Here is a 22,264-nt window from a genome sequence, read left to right as displayed (position 1 = left end):
CGTCAGCCGTGCTCGTGCTGCGCGCCGCTCGCCAGCATCAGCGCCATGTCCCAGAAGGCCGCCTCGATCTTGTGGCCGTCGAGATCCCTGACGAAACAACCGTAGTACGGCTCGCCATAGTCCGGGCGTGGCCCGGGCTGGCCTTCGTCGCGACCACCGGCCTCCAGCGCCGCCTGATGAAAGGCGTGCACCGAGGCCTTGTCCGGGGCGACGAAGCCGAAGTGGCTGCCGTTGCCGAGCGTGGCCGGCTGGCCGTTGATCGGTGTCTGCACCCAGAACTCCGGGTATTCGCGCCCGAAGGCCACCGCCCCCGGATGGCGCATGATCTCGCGGCAGCCCAGGGTCGCCAGCACCTTGGCGTAGAAGGCGCTGGCGGCGTCGAAGTCGTTGGTACCGATGGAAATGTGGGACAGGATGCTCGGGTTGCTGTCGCTCATGGCGTGCTCCTCTTGGGCAAAGCAGCAAGCCTAGTCGTTGTTCTGCGATGCTGCCGGTTGCCTGGGTTCGAGCAGCATGAACAGGCGAAACAGCACCACGATGGCGAACAGCTGGAGGAAGCCGTTGCCTGCCTGGTGCAGCACCCAGAGCAGGGTGTCGGCCTGGCTCGGCTGCGTCCACCAGTCGAGCAGCCACAGCGGGAGCAGGACGTTGGCCAGGCAGGCGAATACCGGCCAGAAGCGCCCCTCGGTCATGCTGAAACTGCTCTGCAGGGCGCGCAATGGCGGCTCCTGGCGCAGCACCAGGATCAGCTCGGAGAAGGCCAGGCGCATCATGATCCAGATGCCCGGCACGATGAACAGCGACAGGCCGAGCATGATCGCCAGCGTGCTCAGGCCGGTCATCAGGGCGAAGCTCGGCCAGAGCTGCAGGCCGGCGGCGAACAGCTGGGCGTTGCCCGGCGTCTGCCCGTTGCTGCGTGCATGCAGGAAGAGGATCAGCGGCGCGGCATACAGCGGATAGAAGAGGATACCGAGCAGGACTCCGTAGGCCGGGTTGGCGTCTTCGCCGAGCTGCGCGGCCAGCACGGCCTGGGCGATGGCCTCGAGCACCAGCAGGGGCAGGGTCAGCCGGGCGATGGGCGCCAGGTTGTGGCTGGAGAAGAACCAGGCATCGCGGAGGACGGAAAGTGGATTCATCGGCAGGCTACCAGATGTAGGGGGCTGTTGAGGTTGCATCGCGAGCCGCGTTCGGCCGCGTCACGCCGGCGCTTGGCCGCAGAGGATTCAAGGGTACTCCAGTTGCGCATTGGGCAGCGCGGCGAGCAGACGCGGCAGCTCGCTGCCTGGCACCTCCAGGGTCAGCTCGGGCGGGCCGGGCGAGTACAGCAGAAAGTCGCAGGCGAGCACGGCGCGGTCGATCAGCAGGGTGATGCCGGCGTCGTGGCCGAACGGGCAGGCACACATCGGCACGCAGCCGGTGAGCGCGGTCAGTTCCTCGTCGCTGGCGATACGCGGGCGGCTGCCGAGCAGCGCCTTGAGCCGTGCCCAGTCGGCACGCGCCCCTTCGACGCTGACCAGCATGGCATGCCGCTGACTGGCGACGCGCAGGAACAGGCTCTTGCTCTCCACCCCGCGCAGCGCGAAACGCTGGCGCACGGCGTGGGCGGTGGGGTAGTCGAGAACGGCTTCGTGCTCGACCAGGCGATGAGCAATGTCCAGGCGTCGCAGCAGGTCGAGGTTGCGTTGGCAGAGGTTTTCTAGCGGTGTCATGCGTCAAGGATAGGGGCAGGAGCGGTGCTCCGGCCAGTCCCCGGCGCGTCGGGCGGTCGGCTCTGGCATACTGGCGCCTTCGTTGCCCGTACGAGGACTCCCGGTGAAGAAGATCGCCGTATTCGCCGATGTGCAGAACCTCTATTACACGGTGCGCCAGGTGTACGGCTGCCATTTCGACTACAGCGTGCTGTGGGCCGAGGTCAGCCGCCGTGGCGTGATCGTCGAGGCCTATGCCTATGCCATCGACCGTGGCGATGCCAAGCAGCAGCAGTTTCAGCAGATCCTGCGCAAGCTCGGTTTCACCGTGAAGCTCAAGCCCTACATCCAGCGCAGCGACGGCTCGGCCAAGGGCGACTGGGACGTGGGCATCACCATCGATGTGCTCGACGCCGCCTCGCGGGTCGACGAAGTGGTCCTGGCCTCGGGGGACGGCGACTTCGACCTGCTGCTCGAACGCGTGCGCAGCCAGGGCGTCGCTGCCATCGCCTTCGGTGTCCCGGGGCTGACCGCGCAATCGCTGATCCGAGCGGCCAGCCTGTACGTGCCCATCGAGGGCGATCTGTTGTTGCGCAATCACTGAGGTCTCACGTTGGAATCCATTGCTGTCATCGACTTCGAAACCACCGGGGTTTCACCTGCCCAGGCGCGTGCCACCGAGATCGGCGTGGCGATCATCGAGGACGGGCGCATCGTCGACCGCTATCAGAGCCTGATGTACAGCGGCGCCTGGGTGCCGCCCTTCATCGAGCAGCTCACCGGCATCAGCAATGCCATGCTGCGCCAGGCGCCGCCTTCCGAGCAGGTGATGAACGAGGTGGCCGACTTCATCGGCGAGCGGCCGCTGCTGGCGCACAACGCGGCCTTCGACCAGAAGTTCTGGGATGCCGAACTGGCCCGCGTGAGCCGGCGGCGCGCGCAGCCGTTCGCCTGTTCGCTGCTGCTCTCGCGGCGCCTGCTGCCGGAGGCGCCGAGCCACAAGCTGGGCAACCTCAACAGCTGGGCCGGCCTACCGGATACCGGACGTGCCCACCGGGCCCTGGCCGATGCCGAGATGGCCGCCAACCTGACCCTGCACCTGTTCGATCTGCTGCGTGACCGGCATGGCCGGCACCAGGCCGATCATGCCTTCCTCTGCCAGCTGCAGAGCCTGTCGGCAGCCAAGGTGCGCACGCTGCTGGCGACTGCCAGCTGAGCTTGCCTCGTATCTGCAGGAGGCCCTGGCTTCATTGCTGAGTGCTACGCCGAAGGCTGAAGCCGCCCTTGCGGGGTGGTAGCCCGGATGCAATCCGGGGCGACGGCGGCCATGCCGCGGATTTCATCCGGGCTACGTGAGGTCATACCCTCTGCATCCATGCGTGCCGTCACGGCGAGCGGACGCCCTTGCCACTGCCTGCGGCGCGGCTGGGCGCTGCAACGGCGAGCTTTTTCATGGCGGAGAGCGCTCCCCGGGTGGGGGACAGGGTAAACTGCGCGCCTGTTCCCATTGCCTCGCTGGTTGCCCCATGACCTTCGCCTCCCTCGGTTTGATCGAGCCGCTGCTGCGTACCCTCACCGAACTCGACTACCAGACCCCGACGCCGGTGCAGAGCCAGGCCATTCCCGCCGTGCTCAAGGGGCGCGACCTGATGGCGGCGGCGCAGACCGGCACCGGCAAGACCGCCGGCTTCGCCCTGCCGTTGCTGCAGCGCCTGACCCTGGAGGGCCCGCAGGTGGCCAGCAACTCGGTGCGCGCACTGGTGCTGACGCCGACCCGCGAGCTGGCCGAGCAGGTGCTGCAGAGCTTCCAGGCCTACGGCCAGCATCTGCCGCTGAGCAGCTATGCGGTGTACGGCGGGGTCAGCATCAACCCGCAGATGATGAAGCTGCGCAAGGGCGTCGATGTGCTGGTGGCCACGCCGGGTCGACTGCTCGACCTGTACCGGCAGAACGCGCTGAAATTCACCCAGTTGCAGACCCTGGTGCTGGATGAGGCCGACCGCATGCTCGACCTCGGCTTCGCCCGCGAGCTGGACGAGCTGTTCAGCGCGCTGCCGAGGAAGCGCCAGACCCTGCTGTTCTCCGCCACCTTCTCCGACGCCATCCGGCAGATGGCCGGCGAGCTGCTGCGCGACCCGCTGTCGGTGGAAGTCAGCCCGCGCAACGCGGCGGCCAAGAGCGTCAAGCAGTGGCTGATCCCGGTGGACAAGAAGCGCAAGAGCGAGCTGTTCCTGCACCTGCTCGAGCAGAAGCGCTGGGGCCAGGTGCTGGTGTTCGCCAAGACCCGCAAGGGGGTCGATCAGCTGGAGCAGGAGCTGCTGGCCATGGGCGTGGCGGCCGACTCGATCCATGGCGACAAGCCGCAACCGAGCCGCCTGCGCGCACTGGAGCGCTTCAAGGCCGGCGAGGTGCAGATTCTGGTGGCCACCGACGTGGCTGCACGGGGGCTGGATATCGATGACCTGCCGCTGGTGGTCAACCTCGACCTGCCGATCAACGCCGAGGATTACGTGCACCGCATCGGCCGTACCGGCCGCGCCGGCAGCAGCGGCGAAGCCATTTCCCTGGTCTGCGCCGACGAAGTGGAGCTGCTCGCCGCCATCGAACGGCTGATCCGCCAGGTGCTGCCGCGTCGCGAGGAGGCGGATTTCATCCCCGACCACCGGGTGCCGCAGACCACCATCGACGGCCAGGTGCTGAAGAAGCCGAAGAAGCCCAAGCAGAAGCTGGTCCCGGGTGCGGGCGGCGCGGCCAAGAGCGGCGGCAAGGGCAATATCCACCTCGGCCGCTGGTTCGAGGAGGAGGACGCCAAGCCGAAGGCCAAGGCCGTGCGCAAGGTGCCTAGCTTCGGCAGCAAGCCCAAAGGCGGCAAGAAGTAGCGCTCGACGTAGCCCGGACGAAATCCGCGAGACGCGCTCGCGGCCAAAGCGCAATGGTGCTCAGATGTTCTGGCCGATGCGCCAGAGTACGCCGCTGGGGTCGAAGAGCATGAACTCGCGGATGCCCCAGGGCTGGTCCTGCGGCGCAATCAGTCGCGTGTCGAAACACGTGTCCAGGCGCGCGGCCTGGATCTGCTGCCACCAGGCATCGACGTCCTCCACCAGCAGGTGCATGACGAAATTCTCCGCCTGCTCCTTCACGTAGAAGTTCTGCAGCAGGAAGGCACAGTGGTCGCCATGGCTGAAGTAGGCCATCTGCTCGTCCGACCAGGCCAGCCGAAAGCCCAGGGCCTGGTAGAAGTCCAGGCTGAGGGCGAAGTCCCGTGCCGGGACGAAGGTCTTCAGTTCGACGCTGCGTAGCATGCCAGTCTCTTCGCGTGGGTGAGGGGCGGGCGAGGCGAAGCCTGTGCGCCGCTGGCGGGCCAGGCCCGGCTGCATTCTACCCGGGCTGGGCAGGGCTGGCTTGCGCCTGGGCCGCTACGGCCGCTGCGGTCATGTCGTAGATCACCAGGCACACATGCTCCACCGGCTGTCCGGCCAACGGCAGCACCGTGACGTTCTGGTACATGAAGTCGGCCTGGCCGGTGATCGGCTGGTAGCTCTTGAAGCGCATCAGGTAGGGGCGTTGCTGCCACAGGCTGAAGGCGCGGGTGCCGAGCTGCACCACGCTTTCCACCTTGCGTTCCAGCCAGGCGCGGTCGATGTCGGGGAACAGCTCGAACAGCGAGCGCCCCTGCACCTGGTCCGGCCCCAGCCCGGAGTGGTTCTCCATGAAGGCGTTCCACACCTCCACATGGTACTGGCGGTCGAGCACCACCACGCCGACATCGATGCACTGCACGATGTCGAGCAGCCAGTGAACTTCCTTGATATCGATCTGCGCAGGCATCGCTTCACTCCATCAGGTAGCCGATCTTGCCGGTCAGGCGTTTGATCGAGTCTTCGGTGAACAACAGCAGCAGGTCGAAATGGATGGCATGGCCCTCCAGGCTGTAGCTGATTTCCACGGCCAGGGTCTTGCGCCAGCGCTGGCGGTTGATCTGGATGAGCTGGTCGAGGCTGGCGTGCTGGCCGAGCAGTTGCGGATGGCCCTGGGAGAAACGCAGGTCGAGCTGTTCGGCGATGCCGGCGAGGCAGGCACCGGTCAGGATGCTGGCCAGGTCCAGCAGCATCTCCGAGGTCTGCGCTTCGTTTTCCGGCTGCCAGCCGAGCAGGCGCGCCATGTCGTCCACTTCCGAATCATGGAACAGCAGCAGCGCCTCGCCGGCGATCGCTTCGCCGATGAAGCCCTGGCAGATGGCGCTGAAGCGTTCGCCGCGCTGGGCGTCGAGCAGGGTCATGTGCAGTTCGCTGACCTCGAAGATGTTCACCTGCGGCACCGGCAACTGCACGAACACCCCGAGCACCTTGGCCAGCAGGGCGGCGGCGCGGCCCATGGCGACGTTGCTCACTTCGCGCAGGGCGTCGCGGAAGCTGACTTTCAGCTCCGACAGGGCCGCCGCCTGGGCCTGCGCCGTCGCACTGCCCCGAGGGTCGAACAGGCCCAGCTCGATCAGCGTCTGGCGCAGGATCTCGGGGTCGGCGGGCTTCTTGATGAAGGCCAGGGCGCCCAGCTCGCGGACGCGGCGCAGGGCCTCTTCCTGCACATCGCCGGACACCACGATGACCTGGCTGGTCAGGCCTTCGGCCCGCAGCGCCGCCAGCGTCTGGTAGCCATCGAGCACGGGCATGGTCAGGTCGAGCAGCATGACCTGTCCCTGGCCCTGACGGATCAGCGCCAGGGCTTCCTCGCCATTGGCGGCCTGGCTGAGGGTGACCGGCCATTCCGCCGGCAGGGCGCGGATCAGCTGCTTGCGCGCCATGTTGGAGTCGTCGCAGACCAGCAAAGGGATCACGGCGGGGGATTACCTGTGTGGGGAGCGCTGACACTCAGCATAGACGCATGCCGTTGCGCATGCCCCGGCATTGCCAGCTTGACGGGCGAATTCGTTCGCCGGCGTGCGTAGGGCGGGTGCAACCCGCCGCCCGGCAGGGCAGGCTTGCACCTGCCCTAGGGTTTCAGCCAGTTCAGCAGGCCGTGCGCGGCCACCCGGCCGCTGGCGAAGCAGGCGGTGAGCAGGTAGCCGCCGGTGGGGGCTTCCCAGTCGAGCATTTCACCGGCGCAGAACACGCCAGGCAGGGCCTTGAGCATCAGACCGGCGTCCAGTGCCTCGAACGGCACGCCACCGGCGCTGCTGATCGCCTCGTCCAGCGGCCGGGTGCGCAGCAGGGTGATCGGCAACGCCTTGATCCAGGGCGCCAGCGCAGCGGGCTCCGCGAAGGCTGCGGCGGGCGCCAGCTCACGCAGCAGCGCGGCCTTGACGCCATCCAGCCCGGCCTGGCGGTGCAGGTGCTTGGCCATGGAATGCTTGCCGCGGGGCTTGCCCAGCGCCTGTTGCAGCCTGGCCAGGGGCATCTGCGGCAGCAGGTCGAGGTGGACCACGGCCTGGCCGTCGGTTTCGATGGCGCGGCGGATCGCGGCGGAGAAGGCATACACCAGGCTGCCCTCGATGCCACCATCGGTGAGCACGAACTCACCGATGCGCGCGTCTTCGCCAGTCAGGCCGAGGGCAACATTCTTCAGTGGCGCGCCGGCGAAGCGGGTCCGCAGGTGCTCGCTCCAGGCCGCGACCTCGAAACCGCAATTGCTCGGCTTGAGTGCCGCCACCTCGATGCCGCGCGCCTGCAGCAGGTGGGCCCAGGCGCCGTCGGAACCCAGGCGTGCCCAGCTGCCGCCGCCGAGGGCGAGCAGGCAGGCAGCGGCGGCCAGCGCGCGCTCGCCATCCGCTCCGGCTATGCGCAGGCTGCCATCATCGTTCCAGCCCAGCCAGCGGCTGCGCGTATGGATGCTCACGCCCAGCTCGCGCAGGCGACGCAGCCAGGCGCGCAGCAGCGGCGCCGCCTTCATGTCGCTGGGGAATACGCGGCCGGAGGTGCCGACGAAGGTGTCGATGCCCAGGCCGTGAATCCACTCGCGCAGGGCGTCGGCGTCGAAGTCGGCGAGCAGCGTCGCGACCTCGGCCTGGCGCTCGCCGTAACGGTCGATGAAGGCGTCCCTGGGCTCGGAATGGGTGATGTTCATTCCACCGACGCCGGCCAGGAGGAACTTGCGCCCCACCGAGGGCATGGCGTCGAACAGCTCCACGCGTACGCCGCCCTGGGCCAGCACTTCGGCGGCCATCAGCCCGGCAGGGCCGCCGCCGATGATGGCGACGTGGTGAGCGGTGGGGGCAATGGCGGTGGTCATGGCACAAGGACGATCGGCAGGTGGCTGCGCATTCTACCCGAGAGCTCCCCGGCCTTGTCATTTGCCCGGGCTTAGGGCAGGTTCTGCTCGAACCTTTTCGGCTGGAGTCCGTTATGTCCCATATCTGCCCCGACATCGATCCCGATGGCCTGATCGAATATTCGGTGGTCTACACCGACCGCTCGCTGAATCACATGTCGCAGTCGTTCCAGGGCGTGATGCGCGACATCTCCAGCACCCTCAAGCAGGTCTACAACGCGCATGCGGTAGCGGTGGTGCCCGGCAGTGGCACCTTCGGCATGGAGGCCGTGGCGCGACAGCTGGCGACGGAGCAGAAGTGCCTGGTGCTGCGCAATGGCTGGTTCAGCTACCGCTGGACGCAGATCTTCGACATGGGCCGCATTCCCGCCGAGGCGCTGGTGCTCAAGGCGCGCCCGGTTACCGACGGCCCGCAGGCCGCCTTCGCCCCGGCGCCGCTGGACGAGGTGCTGGCGACCATCGCCGCGGAGAAACCGCAGGTGGTGTTCGCCCCGCACGTGGAAACCTCCTCGGGGATGATCCTGCCGGACGACTACCTGCGCGCGGTGAGTGACGCCGTGCACGCCGTCGGCGGCCTGTTCGTGCTCGACTGCATCGCCTCCGGCACCCTCTGGGTGGACATGCAGGCCTGTGGCATCGACGTGCTGATCAGCGCCCCGCAGAAGGGCTGGAGCGCGTCGCCGTGCTGCGCCCTGGTGATGCTCAGCGAGGCCGCCCAGGCGCGCGTCGAGGCCACCCAGAGCACGAGTTTCGCCTGCGACCTGAAGAAGTGGCTGCAGATCATGCAGGCCTACGAGCAGGGTGGCCACGCCTACCACGCCACCATGCCCAGCGACGCCCTGGCGCGTTTTCGTGATGCCATGCTGGAGGCCAAGGCCATCGGTTTCGCCAGCGTGCGCGAGCAGCAACAGGCACTCGGTGACCGCGTGCGCGCCATGCTCGCCGGGCGTGGTTTCAAGAGTGTCGCGGCCAAGGGCTTCGAGGCGCCCGGTGTGGTGGTCTGCTACACCGACGATGCGCAGATCAAGAACGGCGCCAAGTTCGCTGCCGTCGGCCTGCAGATCGCCGCGGGCGTGCCGCTGCAATGCGACGAGCCGGCGGACTTCCAGACCTTCCGCCTGGGCCTGTTCGGGCTGGACAAGCTGGGCAACGTCGAGCGCAGCGTGGCAACCCTGGAACAGGCGCTGGACAAGGTGCTGGCGCCCTGAAGCACGCGGGAGGACAGCGCGCTCAGGGGCGCTTCACCGCCTGCAGCGTGTAGCTCAGCGGCAGGCGCTCCGGCCGCGTCTGCAGGCGCCACTCACCGTCAGCGCCGCGCACCATCTGCCCTGGCAGCGCCTCCCAGGGCACACTGTCGTGCTCTTGCAGTGCGCTCAGCAGCATGCCGTGGCGCAGCAGGGCCGAGATGATCTCGCCCAGGCCGTGGTTCCACTCGTGGGTCACGGTCGCCGTCAGCGGCGCCGTGGTCTGCACATAGGTCTGCGCGTCGTCCCAGACCAGCGGTTCGCGGTGTTCGAAGTACGGATGGACGATGCGCAACTCACCTTCGCAGGTCTCGTCGAGGCTCAGCAGAACGGGGTGCGCCTCGCGCAGGAAGAGTCGCCCACCCGGCTTGAGCAGCGCGGCCACGTTGGCGGCCCAGTCGTCGATGCGTGGCAGCCAGTTGAGCGCGCCGATGCCCGTGTAGACCAGGTCGTAGCGCTGCTCGCCGAGCACCTGCGCAGCGTCGTAGACCGGGGCCTCGACGAAGCGGATAGGTTGGTTGCAGGCACTGGCCAGCTGCCGCGCCTGCGCCAGCGACGCATCGGAAAAGTCCAGGCCGGTAAGCTCGGCGCCCAGGCGCGCCAGTGACAGGGTGTCGGTGCCGATGTGGCATTGCAGGTGAACCGCCTGCAGCCCGCTGATATCGCCGAGGCGAGGACGGTCGAAGCGCACCACGTCGGACAGGTGCTCGGCCGTGTCGATGAACTGCTGCGCCTGGTACTCGGGGGAGGCCGCATGCAGGGCGGCGCGGTCGTTCCAGTTGGCCTTGTTCAGCGCGAATGAATCTTCCATGAGGTGTTCTCCTTGAGGGCAACGGCGGATTATGCCGATGCCATGGCCGAATCGATAGCGCTGTTCGCGTTTGTCGCTCCGCCCAGCCCGCGCGCGGCCCACACGCGCGCCGCGCTGTGGTGGAGGACGCCATGGCGGCGGGCGAGGGCGGGCAGGTCCTTCGAGTAGCCGCCGCCGATCACCCCCAGCACCGGGATGTCACGGCCCAGGCAATGATCCAGCACGGCTTCGTCACGGGCTGCCAGGCCGGCGTCGGTGAGTTGCAGGTAGCCCAGGGCGTCGTCCTTGTGCACGTCGACACCGGCGTCGTAGAGCACCAGGTCCGGCTGGTAGATCGGCAGCAGGTAGTTGAGCGTGTCGTCGACCACCTTGAGGTAGTCGGCGTCGCCCATGCCGCGTGGCAGGGGGATGTCCCAGTCGCTGCGTGCCTTGCGTGCCGGGAAGTTCTGCTCGCAGTGCAGGGACACGGTGATCGCCTCCGGCTCGTCTTCCAGCAGGCGCGCGGTGCCGTCGCCCTGATGCACGTCGCAGTCGAAGATCAGCACCCGCTGCACGCGTCCTGCCGCGAGCAGGTAGCGGGCGATCACCGCCAGGTCGTTGAAGATGCAGAAGCCCGAGGGGAAGTCGTAGTGCGCGTGGTGCGTGCCACCGGCCAGGTGGCAGGCCAGGCCATGCCGCAGTGCCAGTTCGGCGGTCAGCAGCGAGCCGCCCACGGCGCGCACGGTACGCCGCGCCAGGGCGTCGCTCCAGGGCAGGCCGAGGCGGCGCTGATCCTCCGGCGCCAGCTCGCCGGCCATGTAGCGGGCGATGTAGTCCGGGCAGTGCACCAGGGCCAGGATCTCCGCCGGGCACAGCTCGGGGCGCAGCAGCTCGGCATCCGTGGTCAGGCCGCTGGCGACCAGGTGATCGCGCAGCAGGCGGAATTTTTCCATGGGGAAGCGGTGCCCGGCCGGGAAGGGCGGGCTGTAGTCCTCGTGGTAGACCAGCGGCAGCGGCATACGCTCAGTGCTCATCGAATCGATGGCATATGGTCGCAGCCAATCGAGGTAATCGCCATGCTCCTGTTCGACAGCGGCTGCGGATGAGCGCTGCCAGGGCGTGGATGATTCGGCGGCGGCTTATTTCCCCGGCCACACGCGCATCACGCGATACGGCGGTTTGCCGCTATCGCTGCCCCCGGTGAAGGCCGGGGTTCTGTACAGCTGATTGACCGAGATGTACAGCCAGCCGTCGTGACCTACATGCACGCTGTCCGGCCAGTCCAGTCGCGCGTCGCGCACCAGTGGCTCGAGCGTGCCATCGCTATCGAGCAGGTCGATGCCATTGTCGTTGAGGTTGGTGAAGAAATGCTGGCCCTTGGCGTCGGTGGCGGCGCCATCGGAAACGGGCTTGGCTCCGACGCGCTGGATGGCCGCCGCGATCTGCTCGTCGCTGGCACCGTCACGCAGCAGCTCGCTGGGCAGCGAGTACCAGGTCTTGCCGTTCATGGCGCCGAAGTACAGGGTGGCGTGGTCGGCCGACAGGGTGATCGGGTTGACCGCCACGTTGGCGGGCTTGCCCTGGAACTGGATCGGCACGCCGCCGATGACCATCCTGGCGTCGGGCTCGGCCTGCAGCGCGGCATGGCCGCTGAAGCGCCGCGCCTTGCCGCTGCTGATTTCGACGGCGATCAGGCCGGGGTTGGCGATGTCCGCCAGGTAGATCCAGCCAGCGTCGTCGTCGACGGCCAGGTCCTGGATGAAGCTGCCTTTGGGGGCGACATCGGCGGGCAGTTCGATGCGATACAGCTCGCTGCCCGTGGCGACATCGAAGCCCCACAGACGTGTCTTGCCCAGGTTCAGGCCCATGTCCGTTATCCACAGGCGGTTCTTGCCATCGATGGCGATGCCCAGCGGCGTATCGATCTGCGCATCGTTGGCAGCGGCGGTGCCGCGTTGCAGCGTGCTGCTGGGCCAGGGCTTGTAGCTGTCGCGGCCGGTGATTTCGATCAGTTGAGCGGCAGCCGGCGCGCCCAGGGGATGGACCGTGGCAAACACCCGGTCGTCTGCGCTGGGGGCGACGTTGCCGGGGCGGATCGGCAGTTCGGCGACCACTTCCAGATCGCCGACCTGGGCGGCAAGGGCCGAGTTGACGAAGGCTATGGAAAGCGCCAGCAGGGAGGCGCTGGCGGCCCGGCGGATGGGGCGAGAAAGAGAGGTCATTACAGGTTTCCTGTTGTGCGCTGGGACTGGCGAATGCGCTACACGAGCGTTATCCGTCGTTGCGGCTGCCCCGCTGATCGATGGCGACGAATGTGCGCCCTGAAGCCGGCAGGCAGTGAGGCTCAGTCTGGCTTTATCGGCAAAGGCGAAAAAGACGGGGCGCGTTGAACCTCTTTCAATCTGCGCGAGAAAGTCGTCACGCCACGCAGAACCGCATCACCACGACATGCAGCACGTGCGGCGGCCGCAGGCGAGGGACTGCGCTGGAGACTGTCCGCGACGCTGCCGCCCGGCGATCGTGGCGGCGGCATTTCTTCATGGGCAGACAATGCCTGGCGCGAAGGGCGTGATCCAGGCGGCATACAATGAGAGTTCAGCGAGTCGACGCTATCTGCTCGCCGCCAATCGAGAAACTGTCATGCCCCTGATCGAAACCGCTACCGAACGCCTGTTGCTGCGCGCCTGGCGCGACAGTGACCTGCCGGCGCTGGCCGCGCTCAATGCCGATGCCGAGGTGATGCGCCATTTCCCTTCGCCGCTGGATGCCGAGCAGAGCGCCCAGATGCTGGTGCGCATGCGTGAGCACCTCGATGAGCATGGGTTCGGCTTCTGGGCGCTGCAGCGGCGTGACAGCGGGGAGCTGATCGGAGTCACCGGCCTGGCGCAGGTCAGCTTCGCCGCGCCGTTCGTGCCGGCCGTCGAGATCGGCTGGCGCCTGGCGCGGGTGCACTGGCGCCAGGGCTATGCCCGCGAGGCGGCCTGTGCCGCGCTGGCCGTGGCCTTCGAACAGCTCGGGCTGGACCAGGTGGTGAGCTTTACCGTACCGGCCAATCTGCCGTCGCAGGCGGTGATGCGCTCGATCGGCATGCGGCGTGACGAGGACGGGGACTTCCTCCATCCGAAGCTGCCGGATGGCCACCCGCTGCAGCCCCATGTGCTCTATCGCATCCGCCGTGCGCAGTGGGAGGCGCAGCGATGAACGATGTGCTCGCCTATCACCAGCTCAGCAAGCATGCCCCGGAGCGTTTCGCACCCGGTCCGGGACAGCTGGACTGGGCCAGCCAGCCGGCGCCGTTTCGCCGCTATGACGGTGCCCGGCTGATCGCGCTGTACCACCGTCCGCTGGAGGAGAGCCCGGCGTACGACCTGGCATTCGCCGGCGTACAGGCGCCGCCCGCGCCGCTGGATCGCGCCAGCGTCTCGCAGCTGCTGTACGACAGCCTGGCCATTTCCGCCTGGAAGGAGGCCGGCGGCAATCGCTGGGCGCTGCGGGTCAACCCCTCATCCGGCAACCTGCACCCGACCGAGGCCTACCTGCTGCTGCCGGCCGGTGCCGTCGAGGCGCACGCTGTGCTGGCACATTACGCGCCCGATCAGCACGCGCTGGAGGTGCGCAGCGAGCTGCCAGCGCCGGTTGCCGAGCAACTGGCCGGCAGCCTGCCGGCAGGCGGCTTGCTCCTCGGCCTGAGCAGCATCGCCTGGCGCGAGGCCTGGAAGTATGGCGAGCGCGCCTATCGCTACTGCCAGCATGATCTCGGCCATGCCCTGGCCGCGCTGGCCATCGCCGCCAGCGTGCAGGGCTGGCAGGTGCGCCTGCTGCATGGCGTGGCCGAAGCGCGCCTGGATGCGCTGCTGGGGCTGGATGACGAAGGCTTTCACGAGGCCGAGCACGGCGATTTCCTGCTGTGGATCGGCCCGGCGCAGACGCGGGAGTTCGTCCTGCCCGAGGCCTTGCTGAGCGCGCTGGCGCACCTGCAGCGTTGTGGCACGCCCAATCGCCTGTCACGCGACTACCGCCACTGGCCCGAATTGCAGCGGGTACAGGGACTCTGCCGGGCACCGGCGCGTCCGCGCGCCTCGTGGAGTTCGGCGCCGGCCAGTGTGCATGGCGAGAATCCGGGGTTGCCTCTGCGGCCGATCCTGCACCGTCGGCGCAGTGCGCAGAGCATGGATGGGCGCAGCGGCATCCAGGCCGGGTTGCTGCTGGTCTGGCTGCGCCGCCTGATGCCTGCGCAATCGCCGGTGCCGTTCGCCGTGACCGGCGAGCCGAGCGAGGTCGACCTGCTGCTGTTCGTTCATCGCGTGCAGGGGCTGGCTCCCGGTCTGTACTGGCTGGATCGCAGCGGCAGCGGGGTGCAGCCGCTGCGCGAGGACTACCTGTGGCAGCGGGTCGATGACGAACTGCCGCTGTACCGCCTGCTCGAAGGCGACGCCCGTGGCCTGGCGGGCTTTCTCAGTTGCGGCCAGGACATCGCAGCCGACGGCTGCGTGGCCTTGGCCATGCTGGCGCGGGTGGAGCGCGCCGTTGCCAATGGCAACTGGCGTTATCCCAGGCTCTACTGGGAATGTGGTCTGATCGGCCAGTTGCTCTATCTGGAGGCCGAGGCGGCGGGGCTTTCCGGGACGGGGATTGGCTGCTATTTCGACGACGCTCTTCGCGAATTGCTCGGAGATGCCGACAACGGCTGGCAAAGCCTTTACCATTTCACCCTCGGCCGCGCCGTGTGGGACGAACGCCTGACGTCCCTGCCGGCCTATTCTCAACCGCGACTAGCAGACCATTGAAGAACCTGGGCAAGACAAGGCAGAAACGGCTGAAAAGCGCAGTTTGGTTGGACTGAACGAGCATTTTCTGGGTGTTTTCAACGCCGTATTGCCAACGCAGGTAGTTTTGCAACGATCCGTAACCCCCCTGCATGAGGAGACACTCCATGACCCAGGTGCTCGACGATCTGGTCGCGCTGCTCAGCCTGGAGCAGATCGAGGAAAACCTGTTCCGTGGCCGCAGCCAGGACCTGGGATTCCGCCAGCTGTTCGGTGGCCAGGTGCTCGGCCAGTGCATTTCCGCTGCCAGCCAGACGGTCGAGGAAGCGCGCCACGTGCATTCCATGCACGGCTATTTCCTGCGCCCCGGGGATGCTAGCCTGCCGGTGGTCTACCAGGTCGAACGCACCCGTGACGGCGGCAGTTTCAGCACCCGGCGCGTGGTGGCGGTGCAGAAGGGCAAGCCGATCTTCTTCTGCAGTGCCTCCTTCCAGTACGACGAGGAAGGTTTTCACCACCAGAGCCAGATGCCCGATGTGCCGGGCCCGGAAGACCTGAAGTCGGAGACCGAACTGGCGCGCATGGTGGCCTCGATGATTCCCGAGCGCCTGCGTGAACGGGCGATCAGCGACAAGCCCATCGAGATTCGCCCGGTCACCCTGATCAACCCCTTTGCCCCGCAGCCCTGCGAACCGGTCAAGTACGTATGGTTCCGCGCCGCTGGCGAGTTGCCGGCCGACCCGCAGTTGCACAAGTACCTGCTGTCCTACGCCAGCGACTTCAACCTGCTCACCACGTCCATGCAGCCCCACGGCGTGTCGGTGTTCCAGAAGTTCATGCAGGTGGCCAGCCTCGACCATTCGCTGTGGTTCCATCGCGACCTGCGCATGGACGACTGGCTGCTGTACGCCATGGACAGCCCCTGGGCCGGCAATGCGCGCGGTTTCTCCCGCGCCAGCATCTACAACCGCCAGGGCGAGCTGGTGGCCTCGGCCGCGCAGGAAGGCCTGACCCGCGTGCGCGAGGACTGGAAATGAGCCAGGAGATCCGCTCGTGAAGGCGCTGCGCGAGGCCCGCTACTGGGTATTCGACATGGACGGCACCCTGACCCTGGCGGTGCATGATTTCCCGGCGATCAAGCGGGCGCTGGGCATTCCCGAGGAGGACGACATCCTCCATCACCTGGCGGCCCTGCCGGCGGACGAGGCGGCGGCCAAGCATGCCTGGCTGCTCGAGCACGAGCGTGAGCTGGCCGTGGCGTCACGACCGGCGCCGGGTGCCATCGAACTGGTGCGTGAGTTGAGCGAGCGGGGTTGCCAGCTGGGCATCCTCACCCGCAATGCCCATGAACTGGCCTTGCTGACGCTGCAGGCCATCGGTCTCGATGACTGCTTTGCCAGGGCGGACATTCTCGGCCGTGACGAAGCCCCGCCCAAGCCGCACCCGGGTGGCCTGCTGCACCTGGCGCAGCGCTGGGCCGTGGCCGCGCAGGAACTGGTGATGGTGGGGGATTACCGCTTCGACCTGGAGTGCGCCCAGGCTGCAGGTGCTCGCGGTGTGCTGGTCAACCTGCCGGACAACCCCTGGCCGGAGCTGACCGAGCTGCATGCGCAGGATTGCGCGCAGCTGCTGGCGCAGTTGCGCTGAGCCCCGAGCGCTTCGGCAAAAAAACGCCCCCGCAAAGACTGCGGGGGCGGCGCGTTGGATAAGGTCGTCCTTGATGCGGGTGACGCGCGATCAATCTTGTGCGGCGGGGCTCCAGCCACCACCCAGGGCCTTGTACAGCTCCACTTCGCTGCTCAGCTGGGCCAGGCGGTCACCGATCAGCTGCTGGCGCACGGCGAACAGCTGGCGCTGGGCGTCGAGCAGGGTCAGGTAGCTGTCCACACCGGTGCGGTAGCGACGTTCGGCCAGTTCGTAGTAGGTCTCGGTGGTTTCCAGCAAGGCACGCTGGGCGTCCAGTTGCTGGCGGTAGGTGGTCCGCGCCGCCAGGCGGTCGGCGACCTCCTGGAAGGCCACCTGGATGGCTTTCTCGTACTGCGCGACGCTGATGTCGCTCTGCAGCTCGGCGTAGTCGAGGTTGGCGCGCAGACGGCCGGCGTTGAAGATCGGCAGGCTGATCTGCGGCTGGAACAGCCAGGTGCCCGAACCACCGTCGAACAGGCCGGACAGCTGGCTGCTGGCCGTGCCGGCGTTGGCGGTCAGGCTGATGCTCGGGAAGAACGCAGCACGCGCCGCGCCGATGTTGGCGTTGGCGGCCTTGAGCTGGTACTCGGCCTGCAGCAGGTCGGGGCGACGCTGCAGCAGGTCGGCAGGCAGGCCCGCTGGCACCTGCTCCAGCAGATCGGCGTCCAGCGCCAGCCCTTGTGGCAGCTCTTCAGGCAGACCGGTGCCGAGCAACTGGGTCAGGGCGTTGCGGTCCTGGGCGACCAGGCGCTGGTACTGCGCCAGGCTGACGCGGGCGCTGTCCACCGCGCTGCGTGCCTGGCTCAGGGCCAGGGCGTCGGCGACACCGACGTCGAAGCTGCGCTGCGTCAGGCGGTAGCTGTCTTCGTAGGTCTTCAGGGTGTCCTGGGTCAGTTGCAGCAGGGCCTGGTCGGCCTGCCACTGCAGGTAGGCGGTGGCGACGCTGGCGACCAGGCTGATCTGCGTGCTGCGCGCGGCCTGCTCGGTGGCCAGGTACTGCTGCAGGGCCTGCTCGCTGAGGCTGCGGATACGCCCGAAGAAGTCCAGTTCCCAGGCATTGACGCCCAGTGTCGCGCTGTACTGCCCGGAGGTGCGGGCCTCGCCGGTCTGGCTCAGGTCACCCGGCAGGCGCTGGCGCGTGCCGCTGCCGTCGGCGGACACCGAGGGCAGCAGGTCGGCGCGCTGGATGCGATACAGCGCGCGGTAGGCTTCGACGTTCAGCGCCGCGACACGCAGGTCACGATTGTTCTCCAGTGCCAGTTGCACCAGCCGCTGCAGGGCCGGGTCACGGAAGAACTCGCGCCATTGCAGGTCGGCGGCGGCGCGGCTGCCTTCGCTGGCCGCGCTGCCGTAGGCCTCGCCCTGCGGCCAGTCGGCCGCGACCGGGGCGTCCGGGCGCTCATAGTCGGGAATCAGGCTGCAGCCACTGAGCAGGGCAGTGGCGACGGCCAGGGACAACAGGGACTGCCTCATTGCAGTACCTCCTTCTCGTTGTTATCGGCCGGCTGCTTTTTCTTCTCGAACAGCGAGCAGACCACGACGTAGAACAGCGGAATCCAGAAGATCGCCAGCACCAGGGCACTGATCATCCCGCCGATCACCCCGGTACCGATGGCGTGCTTGCTGCCGGCACCGGCGCCACTGGCGATGGCCAGCGGCAGACAGCCGAGGATGAACGCCAGCGAGGTCATCACGATCGGGCGCAGACGCATCCGGCAGGCTTCGATGGCCGCCTCGGCGAGGCCCATGCCCTGCTCGTACTGCGCCTTGGCGAACTCGACGATGAGGATCGCGTTACGCGCCGACAGACCGATGGTGGTGAGCAGGCCGACCTTGAAGAACACGTCGTTGGACAGGTCGCGCAGCTCGGTGAACAGCAGCGCACCGATGATCCCCAGCGGCACCACCAGCATCACCGAGAACGGGATCGACCAGCTCTCGTACAGCGCGGCCAGGCAGAGGAACACCACGATCGCCGAAATCACGAACAGCGCGGTGGTCTGCGAACCGGCCAGGCGCTCCTCGTAGGACAGGCCGGTCCAGGCGAAGCCGACACCCTCCGGCAGTTGCGAGGCGATTTCCTCGACCGCAGCCATGGCGTCACCGGTGCTGTAGCCGGGGGCCGGCGCACCGAGGATCTCCACTGCGGAAACACCGTTGTAGCGCGCCAGCTTGGGCGGGCCGTAGGTCCACTCGCCACTGGCGAATGCGCTGAACGGCACCATCTGTCCCTGATCGTTGCGCACGTACCACTTCTTCAGGTCTTCCGGGCTCATGCGCGACTCGGCGGTGCCCTGCAGGTACACCTTCTTCACGCGACCGCGGTCGATGAAGTCGTTGACGTAGCTGGCGCCCCAGGCAATCGACAGGGTGCTGTTGATGTCCGCCAGCGACAGACCCAGCGCGCTGGCGCGTTCGTCGTCGATCAGCAGCTGGTACTGCGGCTCGTCACGCAGGCCGTTGGCCCGCACGCTGCTGAGCACCGGATGCTTGCTGGCCAGCTGGATGAACTTGTCGCGGGCCTGGTTGAGCACTTCGTGACCGACGCCCGCCTGGTCCTGAAGGAACAGGTTGAAGCCGGTGGCGTTACCCATCTCCATCACCGCCGGAGGGGCGAAGGCGAACACCAGGGCATCGCGGAAGCTGAAGAAGTGCATCTGCGCGCGATGCGCCAGGGCGGCGACGCCATTCTCAGCACCGGGACGTTCGCCCCAGGGCTTGAGCATGATGAAGGCCATACCCGAGCTCTGGCCACGGCCAGCGAAGTTGAAGCCGGTCACGGTGAACACCGATTTGACCACGGCGTCTTCGTCCTCGAGCAGGTACTTGCGCATGTCATCGACCACCACCTGGGTGCGCTCGGCACTGGAACCGGCCGGGGTCTGCACCTGGGCGAACAGCACGCCCTGGTCTTCTTCCGGAAGGAAGGCGGTGGGGATGCGCGAGAACATCCACGCCATGATGGCGACGATCACCAGATACAGCAGCAGGTACGGCAGCTTGCGCTTGAGCATCGCCGCCACGCCGCGCTGGTAGGTCTCGGTGCCGCGCTCGAAGGTGCGGTTGAACCAGCCGAAGAAGCCGCCCTTGGCCTCGTGGTGATCACCGTCGATGGGCTTGAGCAGGGTGGCGCACAGCGCCGGGGTGAAGATCAGCGCCACCAGCACCGACAGGGTCATGGCCGAGACGATGGTGATGGAGAACTGACGGTAGATCACCCCGGTGGAGCCGCCGAAGAAGGCCATCGGCAGGAACACCGCCGACAGTACCAGGGCAATACCGACCAGCGCGCCCTGGATCTGCCCCATGGATTTGCGCGTGGCTTCCCTGGGGGACAGGCCGTCCTCGCGCATCACCCGCTCGACGTTTTCCACCACCACGATGGCGTCGTCCACCAGCAGGCCGATGGCCAGGACCATGGCGAACATGGTCAGGGTGTTGATCGAGAAGCCGAATGCCGCCAGCACGCCGAAGGTGCCCAGCAGGACCACCGGCACCGCCATGGTCGGGATGATCGTCGCCCGCAGGTTCTGCAGGAACAGGAACATCACCAGGAACACCAGCACGATGGCTTCGAACAGGGTCTGCACGACCCCCTCGATGGAGGCCGAGATCACCGGCGTGGTGTCGTAGGGGAACACCACTTCCATGCCGGCCGGGAAGAACGGCTTGAGGTTGTCGATGGTCTCGCGCACTGCCTTGGCGGTATCCAGGGCGTTGGCGCCGGTGGCCAGACGAATGGCCAGACCGGAGGCCGGCTTGCCGTTGAACTGGGCGTTGATGGCGTAGTTCTCGCCGCCCAGCTCGACCTTGGCCACGTCACCCAGGCGTACCTGGGAACCGTCGCGCTCGACCTTGAGAAGGATCTTGCGGAACTCGTCCGGGGTCTGCAGACGGGTCTTGCCGATGATGGTGGCGTTCAGCTGAGTTCCGGGAGCCGCTGGCAGGCCGCCGAGCTGGCCGGAGGAAATCTGCACGTTCTGCGCCTGGATGGCGCTGCGCACGTCGGTCGGTGTCAGCTGGAAGCTGTTGAGCTTGGCCGGGTCGAGCCAGATACGCATGGCGTACTGGGCACCGAACACCTGGAAGTCGCCGACGCCCTTGGTCCGCGAGATCGGGTCCTGCAGGTTGGAAACGATGTAGTTCGACAGGTCTTCGCGGGTCATGCTGTCGTTGTTCGAAACCACCCCGATGACCATCAGGAAGTTACGTACCGACTTGGTCACCCGGATACCTTGCTGCTGCACTTCCTGTGGCAGCATCGGCGTGGCCAGCTGCAGCTTGTTCTGCACCTGAACCTGGGCGATGTCCGGGTCGACCCCCTGTTCGAAGGTCACGATGATTTCCATGCTGCCGTCGGAGTTGCTCGACGAGCTGACATAGCGCAAACCATCCAGGCCGTTGAGCTGCTGCTCGATGACCTGCACCACGGTGTCCTGCACGGTCTGCGCCGAGGCACCCGGGTAGCTGACGGCGATCGACACCGCAGGCGGCGCGATGCTCGGGTACTGGTTGATCGGCAGCTTGAGGATGGACAGGCCACCGGCGAGCATGATCACCAGGGCGATCACCCAGGCGAAGATGGGCCGGTCGATGAAGAATTTGGACATTCAGTAGTTCTCCGTTCAGCCCTGGCCGTTGCCTGGCTTGGCATCGTCTGCCTTCTGTTCGGTCTTGACGTTGCCCGCCGGCACGGCCTTGACCTCGACGCCAGGCTGCACGAACTGCAGGCCCTCGGTGATCAGACGGTCGCCTTCGTCGAGGCCATCCTCGACCAACCAGGCGCTGCCGACGGTGCGGCTGGCCTTGAGTACGCGCTGCTCGACCTTGTTCTCGGCGTTGACCACCAGGGCGGTCGGTTCGCCGCGCTGGTTACGGGTGATGCCTTGCTGCGGAGCGAGAATCGCCTGCTGCTTGACGCCCGCCAGCAGTTCGGCGTGCACGAACATGCCCGGCAGCAGCAGATGGTCGGGGTTGGGGAACACCGCACGCAGGGTCACCGAGCCGGTGCCTTCGTCGACGGCCACTTCGGAAAACTCCAGGGTGCCTTCGTGGGCGTAGTGGCTGCCGTCTTCCAGCACCAGCTGCACCTTGGCCGAGTTGTCGCCGGCTTTCTGCAGGCGGCCCGCGGCGAGGTCGGCGCGCAGGGCGAGCAGGTCCTTGCTCGACTGGGTGACGTCGACGTAGATCGGGTCGAGTTGCTGGATGGTGGCCATGGCCATGGTCTGGCCGCTGGTGACCAGCGCGCCTTCGGTCACGCCGGAACGGCCGATGCGGCCGCTGATCGGTGCCAGTACCTTGGTGTAGCGCAGGTCGATGCGTGCCTGTTCCAGCGCGGCGTCGGCCTGCAGGCCGGCGGCGCGAGCCTCGTCATAGGCCTGCTGGCTGACGGCCTTGTCGGCGACCAGCAGCTTGTAGCGATCGGCCAGCGACTTGGCGGAAATCTGCGTGGCCTGGGCGCTCTTGTACGCGGCCTCGTACATGGCCGGGTCGATCTGGTACAGCTGCTGGCCGGCCTTGACTTCACTGCCTTCGGTGAACAGGCGTTTCTGGATGATGCCGTTGACCTGCGGGCGGACTTCGGCGATGCGATAGGCCGAGGTGCGGCCCGGCACTTCGGTGGTCAGCGCAAATGGTTGGGGTTGCAGGGTAACCACACCGACCTGAGGGGCTTGCTGAGCTTGTGGTGCGCTGTCTTCCTGACAGCCGGTGAGGCTGAGCAGAGCCAAAGCGACGGCGGAAACCAAGGCGGCGAAGGCTGGCTTCGTGTGCATCTGAAGAAACCTCGTTTTAATTGAAATCAGTACCCGGAGGGCAAAGAGGGGC

Annotated in this window: 21 protein-coding genes; 8 read left to right on the top strand and 13 right to left on the bottom strand. The window is 67.1% G+C overall.

What is annotated here, in order from left to right; translation table 11 throughout:
- Positions 1 to 2 precede the first annotated feature (2 nt).
- The 3 genes from EWH21_RS20550 to EWH21_RS20540 all read right to left on the bottom strand — a co-directional run bounded on the left by EWH21_RS20550 (position 3) and on the right by EWH21_RS20540 (position 1,709).
- Positions 3 to 437 (bottom strand): VOC family protein, encoded by a 435-nt coding sequence (locus EWH21_RS20550; protein WP_150606577.1) that lies wholly within the window; start codon positions 435 to 437, stop codon positions 3 to 5.
- Between the two features lie 30 nt (positions 438 to 467).
- Complete coding sequence (locus EWH21_RS20545) at positions 468 to 1,136, bottom strand: YciC family protein (protein ID WP_277699204.1); 669 nt, start codon at positions 1,134 to 1,136, stop codon at positions 468 to 470.
- An 87-nt stretch (positions 1,137 to 1,223) separates the two neighbouring features.
- Complete coding sequence (locus EWH21_RS20540; protein ID WP_277699203.1) at positions 1,224 to 1,709, bottom strand: YbaK/EbsC family protein; 486 nt, start codon at positions 1,707 to 1,709, stop codon at positions 1,224 to 1,226.
- Positions 1,710 to 1,812: 103 nt separating this feature from the next.
- Here EWH21_RS20540 and EWH21_RS20535 point away from each other — a divergent pair, with 103 nt between their 5' ends.
- From EWH21_RS20535 to EWH21_RS20525, 3 genes are all read left to right on the top strand, one after another.
- Positions 1,813 to 2,292: an NYN domain-containing protein gene (locus EWH21_RS20535; RefSeq protein ID WP_037051733.1), complete on the top strand. Its 480-nt coding sequence runs from the start codon at positions 1,813 to 1,815 to the stop codon at positions 2,290 to 2,292.
- 9 nt (positions 2,293 to 2,301) lie between these two features.
- Positions 2,302 to 2,904: a 3'-5' exonuclease gene (locus EWH21_RS20530; RefSeq protein WP_037051736.1), complete on the top strand. Its 603-nt coding sequence runs from the start codon at positions 2,302 to 2,304 to the stop codon at positions 2,902 to 2,904.
- 310 nt (positions 2,905 to 3,214) lie between these two features.
- Complete coding sequence (locus EWH21_RS20525) at positions 3,215 to 4,567, top strand: DEAD/DEAH box helicase (protein ID WP_277699202.1); 1,353 nt, start codon at positions 3,215 to 3,217, stop codon at positions 4,565 to 4,567.
- Between the two features lie 60 nt (positions 4,568 to 4,627).
- Here the strand turns inward: EWH21_RS20525 and EWH21_RS20520 are convergent, their stop codons facing one another.
- The 4 genes from EWH21_RS20520 to EWH21_RS20505 all read right to left on the bottom strand — a co-directional run bounded on the left by EWH21_RS20520 (position 4,628) and on the right by EWH21_RS20505 (position 7,913).
- The gene (locus EWH21_RS20520) at positions 4,628 to 4,990 is read right to left on the bottom strand and encodes a VOC family protein (RefSeq protein WP_277699201.1); all 363 of its coding nucleotides are present in this window, start codon (positions 4,988 to 4,990) and stop codon (positions 4,628 to 4,630) included.
- Positions 4,991 to 5,066: 76 nt separating this feature from the next.
- Positions 5,067 to 5,516 (bottom strand): PAS domain-containing protein, encoded by a 450-nt coding sequence (locus EWH21_RS20515; protein WP_037051742.1) that lies wholly within the window; start codon positions 5,514 to 5,516, stop codon positions 5,067 to 5,069.
- A gap of 4 nt (positions 5,517 to 5,520) precedes the next feature.
- Complete coding sequence (locus tag EWH21_RS20510) at positions 5,521 to 6,522, bottom strand: response regulator (protein WP_277699200.1); 1,002 nt, start codon at positions 6,520 to 6,522, stop codon at positions 5,521 to 5,523.
- A gap of 155 nt (positions 6,523 to 6,677) precedes the next feature.
- Positions 6,678 to 7,913, bottom strand: a complete 1,236-nt coding sequence (locus tag EWH21_RS20505) for a TIGR03862 family flavoprotein (RefSeq protein ID WP_277699199.1) — start codon at positions 7,911 to 7,913, stop codon at positions 6,678 to 6,680.
- Between the two features lie 113 nt (positions 7,914 to 8,026).
- Between EWH21_RS20505 and EWH21_RS20500 the strand changes: the two genes are divergently transcribed.
- Entirely contained in the window at positions 8,027 to 9,160 is a 1,134-nt protein-coding gene (locus tag EWH21_RS20500) for an aminotransferase class V-fold PLP-dependent enzyme (protein WP_277699198.1), read from the top strand.
- Positions 9,161 to 9,182: 22 nt separating this feature from the next.
- Here the strand turns inward: EWH21_RS20500 and EWH21_RS20495 are convergent, their stop codons facing one another.
- The 3 genes from EWH21_RS20495 to EWH21_RS20485 form a co-directional block, all read right to left on the bottom strand.
- Positions 9,183 to 10,007: a class I SAM-dependent methyltransferase gene (locus EWH21_RS20495; protein WP_277699197.1), complete on the bottom strand. Its 825-nt coding sequence runs from the start codon at positions 10,005 to 10,007 to the stop codon at positions 9,183 to 9,185.
- Between the two features lie 29 nt (positions 10,008 to 10,036).
- Positions 10,037 to 11,005: a histone deacetylase gene (locus EWH21_RS20490; RefSeq protein WP_277700637.1), complete on the bottom strand. Its 969-nt coding sequence runs from the start codon at positions 11,003 to 11,005 to the stop codon at positions 10,037 to 10,039.
- A 120-nt stretch (positions 11,006 to 11,125) separates the two neighbouring features.
- On the bottom strand, positions 11,126 to 12,208 hold the full coding sequence (locus EWH21_RS20485) for an L-dopachrome tautomerase-related protein (protein WP_277699196.1): 1,083 nt from the start codon (positions 12,206 to 12,208) through the stop codon (positions 11,126 to 11,128).
- A 418-nt stretch (positions 12,209 to 12,626) separates the two neighbouring features.
- Here EWH21_RS20485 and EWH21_RS20480 point away from each other — a divergent pair, with 418 nt between their 5' ends.
- The 4 genes from EWH21_RS20480 to EWH21_RS20465 all read left to right on the top strand — a co-directional run bounded on the left by EWH21_RS20480 (position 12,627) and on the right by EWH21_RS20465 (position 16,399).
- Positions 12,627 to 13,187, top strand: a complete 561-nt coding sequence (locus EWH21_RS20480; RefSeq protein ID WP_277699195.1) for a GNAT family N-acetyltransferase — start codon at positions 12,627 to 12,629, stop codon at positions 13,185 to 13,187.
- Complete coding sequence (locus EWH21_RS20475; RefSeq protein ID WP_277699194.1) at positions 13,184 to 14,773, top strand: SagB/ThcOx family dehydrogenase; 1,590 nt, start codon at positions 13,184 to 13,186, stop codon at positions 14,771 to 14,773. The genes EWH21_RS20480 and EWH21_RS20475 overlap by 4 nt, the downstream gene beginning before the upstream one ends.
- A gap of 146 nt (positions 14,774 to 14,919) precedes the next feature.
- On the top strand, positions 14,920 to 15,789 hold the full coding sequence (gene tesB, locus EWH21_RS20470; RefSeq protein WP_047591382.1) for an acyl-CoA thioesterase II: 870 nt from the start codon (positions 14,920 to 14,922) through the stop codon (positions 15,787 to 15,789).
- Between the two features lie 16 nt (positions 15,790 to 15,805).
- Positions 15,806 to 16,399 (top strand): HAD family hydrolase, encoded by a 594-nt coding sequence (locus tag EWH21_RS20465; protein WP_037051763.1) that lies wholly within the window; start codon positions 15,806 to 15,808, stop codon positions 16,397 to 16,399.
- Between the two features lie 90 nt (positions 16,400 to 16,489).
- Here the strand turns inward: EWH21_RS20465 and adeC are convergent, their stop codons facing one another.
- The 3 genes from adeC to EWH21_RS20450 are packed head-to-tail and all read right to left on the bottom strand — an operon-like array spanning position 16,490 to position 22,212.
- Positions 16,490 to 17,911: an AdeC/AdeK/OprM family multidrug efflux complex outer membrane factor gene (adeC, locus tag EWH21_RS20460; protein WP_037051767.1), complete on the bottom strand. Its 1,422-nt coding sequence runs from the start codon at positions 17,909 to 17,911 to the stop codon at positions 16,490 to 16,492.
- Positions 17,908 to 21,048, bottom strand: coding sequence for an efflux RND transporter permease subunit (locus tag EWH21_RS20455; RefSeq protein WP_152489592.1), 3,141 nt, complete (start codon positions 21,046 to 21,048; stop codon positions 17,908 to 17,910). The genes adeC and EWH21_RS20455 overlap by 4 nt, the downstream gene beginning before the upstream one ends.
- 15 nt (positions 21,049 to 21,063) lie before the next feature.
- Positions 21,064 to 22,212, bottom strand: coding sequence for an efflux RND transporter periplasmic adaptor subunit (locus tag EWH21_RS20450; protein WP_277699193.1), 1,149 nt, complete (start codon positions 22,210 to 22,212; stop codon positions 21,064 to 21,066).
- Positions 22,213 to 22,264 lie beyond the last annotated feature (52 nt).

The organism is Pseudomonas sp. REST10 (genome assembly GCF_029542605.1).
Taxonomy (GTDB): domain Bacteria; phylum Pseudomonadota; class Gammaproteobacteria; order Pseudomonadales; family Pseudomonadaceae; genus Aquipseudomonas; species Aquipseudomonas khazarica.
Note: the sequence above shows the minus strand (reverse complement) of the source record. Positions and strands in the feature narration are given on the sequence as shown.

What these genes read in the sequence shown, in the direction of transcription:
- EWH21_RS20485 (WP_277699196.1), bottom strand. Translation starts at nt 12,208, where the DNA reads ATGACCTCTCTTTCTCGCCCCATCCGCCGGGCCGCCAGCGCCTCCCTG.
- EWH21_RS20480 (WP_277699195.1), top strand. Translation starts at nt 12,627, where the DNA reads ATGCCCCTGATCGAAACCGCTACCGAACGCCTGTTGCTGCGCGCCTGG.
- EWH21_RS20500 (WP_277699198.1), top strand. Translation starts at nt 8,027, where the DNA reads ATGTCCCATATCTGCCCCGACATCGATCCCGATGGCCTGATCGAATAT.
- EWH21_RS20550 (WP_150606577.1), bottom strand. Translation starts at nt 437, where the DNA reads ATGAGCGACAGCAACCCGAGCATCCTGTCCCACATTTCCATCGGTACC.
- EWH21_RS20450 (WP_277699193.1), bottom strand. Translation starts at nt 22,212, where the DNA reads ATGCACACGAAGCCAGCCTTCGCCGCCTTGGTTTCCGCCGTCGCTTTG.
- tesB (WP_047591382.1), top strand. Translation starts at nt 14,920, where the DNA reads ATGACCCAGGTGCTCGACGATCTGGTCGCGCTGCTCAGCCTGGAGCAG.
- EWH21_RS20475 (WP_277699194.1), top strand. Translation starts at nt 13,184, where the DNA reads ATGAACGATGTGCTCGCCTATCACCAGCTCAGCAAGCATGCCCCGGAG.
- EWH21_RS20520 (WP_277699201.1), bottom strand. Translation starts at nt 4,990, where the DNA reads ATGCTACGCAGCGTCGAACTGAAGACCTTCGTCCCGGCACGGGACTTC.
- adeC (WP_037051767.1), bottom strand. Translation starts at nt 17,911, where the DNA reads ATGAGGCAGTCCCTGTTGTCCCTGGCCGTCGCCACTGCCCTGCTCAGT.
- EWH21_RS20545 (WP_277699204.1), bottom strand. Translation starts at nt 1,136, where the DNA reads ATGAATCCACTTTCCGTCCTCCGCGATGCCTGGTTCTTCTCCAGCCAC.
- EWH21_RS20525 (WP_277699202.1), top strand. Translation starts at nt 3,215, where the DNA reads ATGACCTTCGCCTCCCTCGGTTTGATCGAGCCGCTGCTGCGTACCCTC.
- EWH21_RS20495 (WP_277699197.1), bottom strand. Translation starts at nt 10,007, where the DNA reads ATGGAAGATTCATTCGCGCTGAACAAGGCCAACTGGAACGACCGCGCC.
- EWH21_RS20505 (WP_277699199.1), bottom strand. Translation starts at nt 7,913, where the DNA reads ATGACCACCGCCATTGCCCCCACCGCTCACCACGTCGCCATCATCGGC.
- EWH21_RS20540 (WP_277699203.1), bottom strand. Translation starts at nt 1,709, where the DNA reads ATGACACCGCTAGAAAACCTCTGCCAACGCAACCTCGACCTGCTGCGA.
- EWH21_RS20455 (WP_152489592.1), bottom strand. Translation starts at nt 21,048, where the DNA reads ATGTCCAAATTCTTCATCGACCGGCCCATCTTCGCCTGGGTGATCGCC.
- EWH21_RS20490 (WP_277700637.1), bottom strand. Translation starts at nt 11,005, where the DNA reads ATGCCGCTGCCGCTGGTCTACCACGAGGACTACAGCCCGCCCTTCCCG.
- EWH21_RS20515 (WP_037051742.1), bottom strand. Translation starts at nt 5,516, where the DNA reads ATGCCTGCGCAGATCGATATCAAGGAAGTTCACTGGCTGCTCGACATC.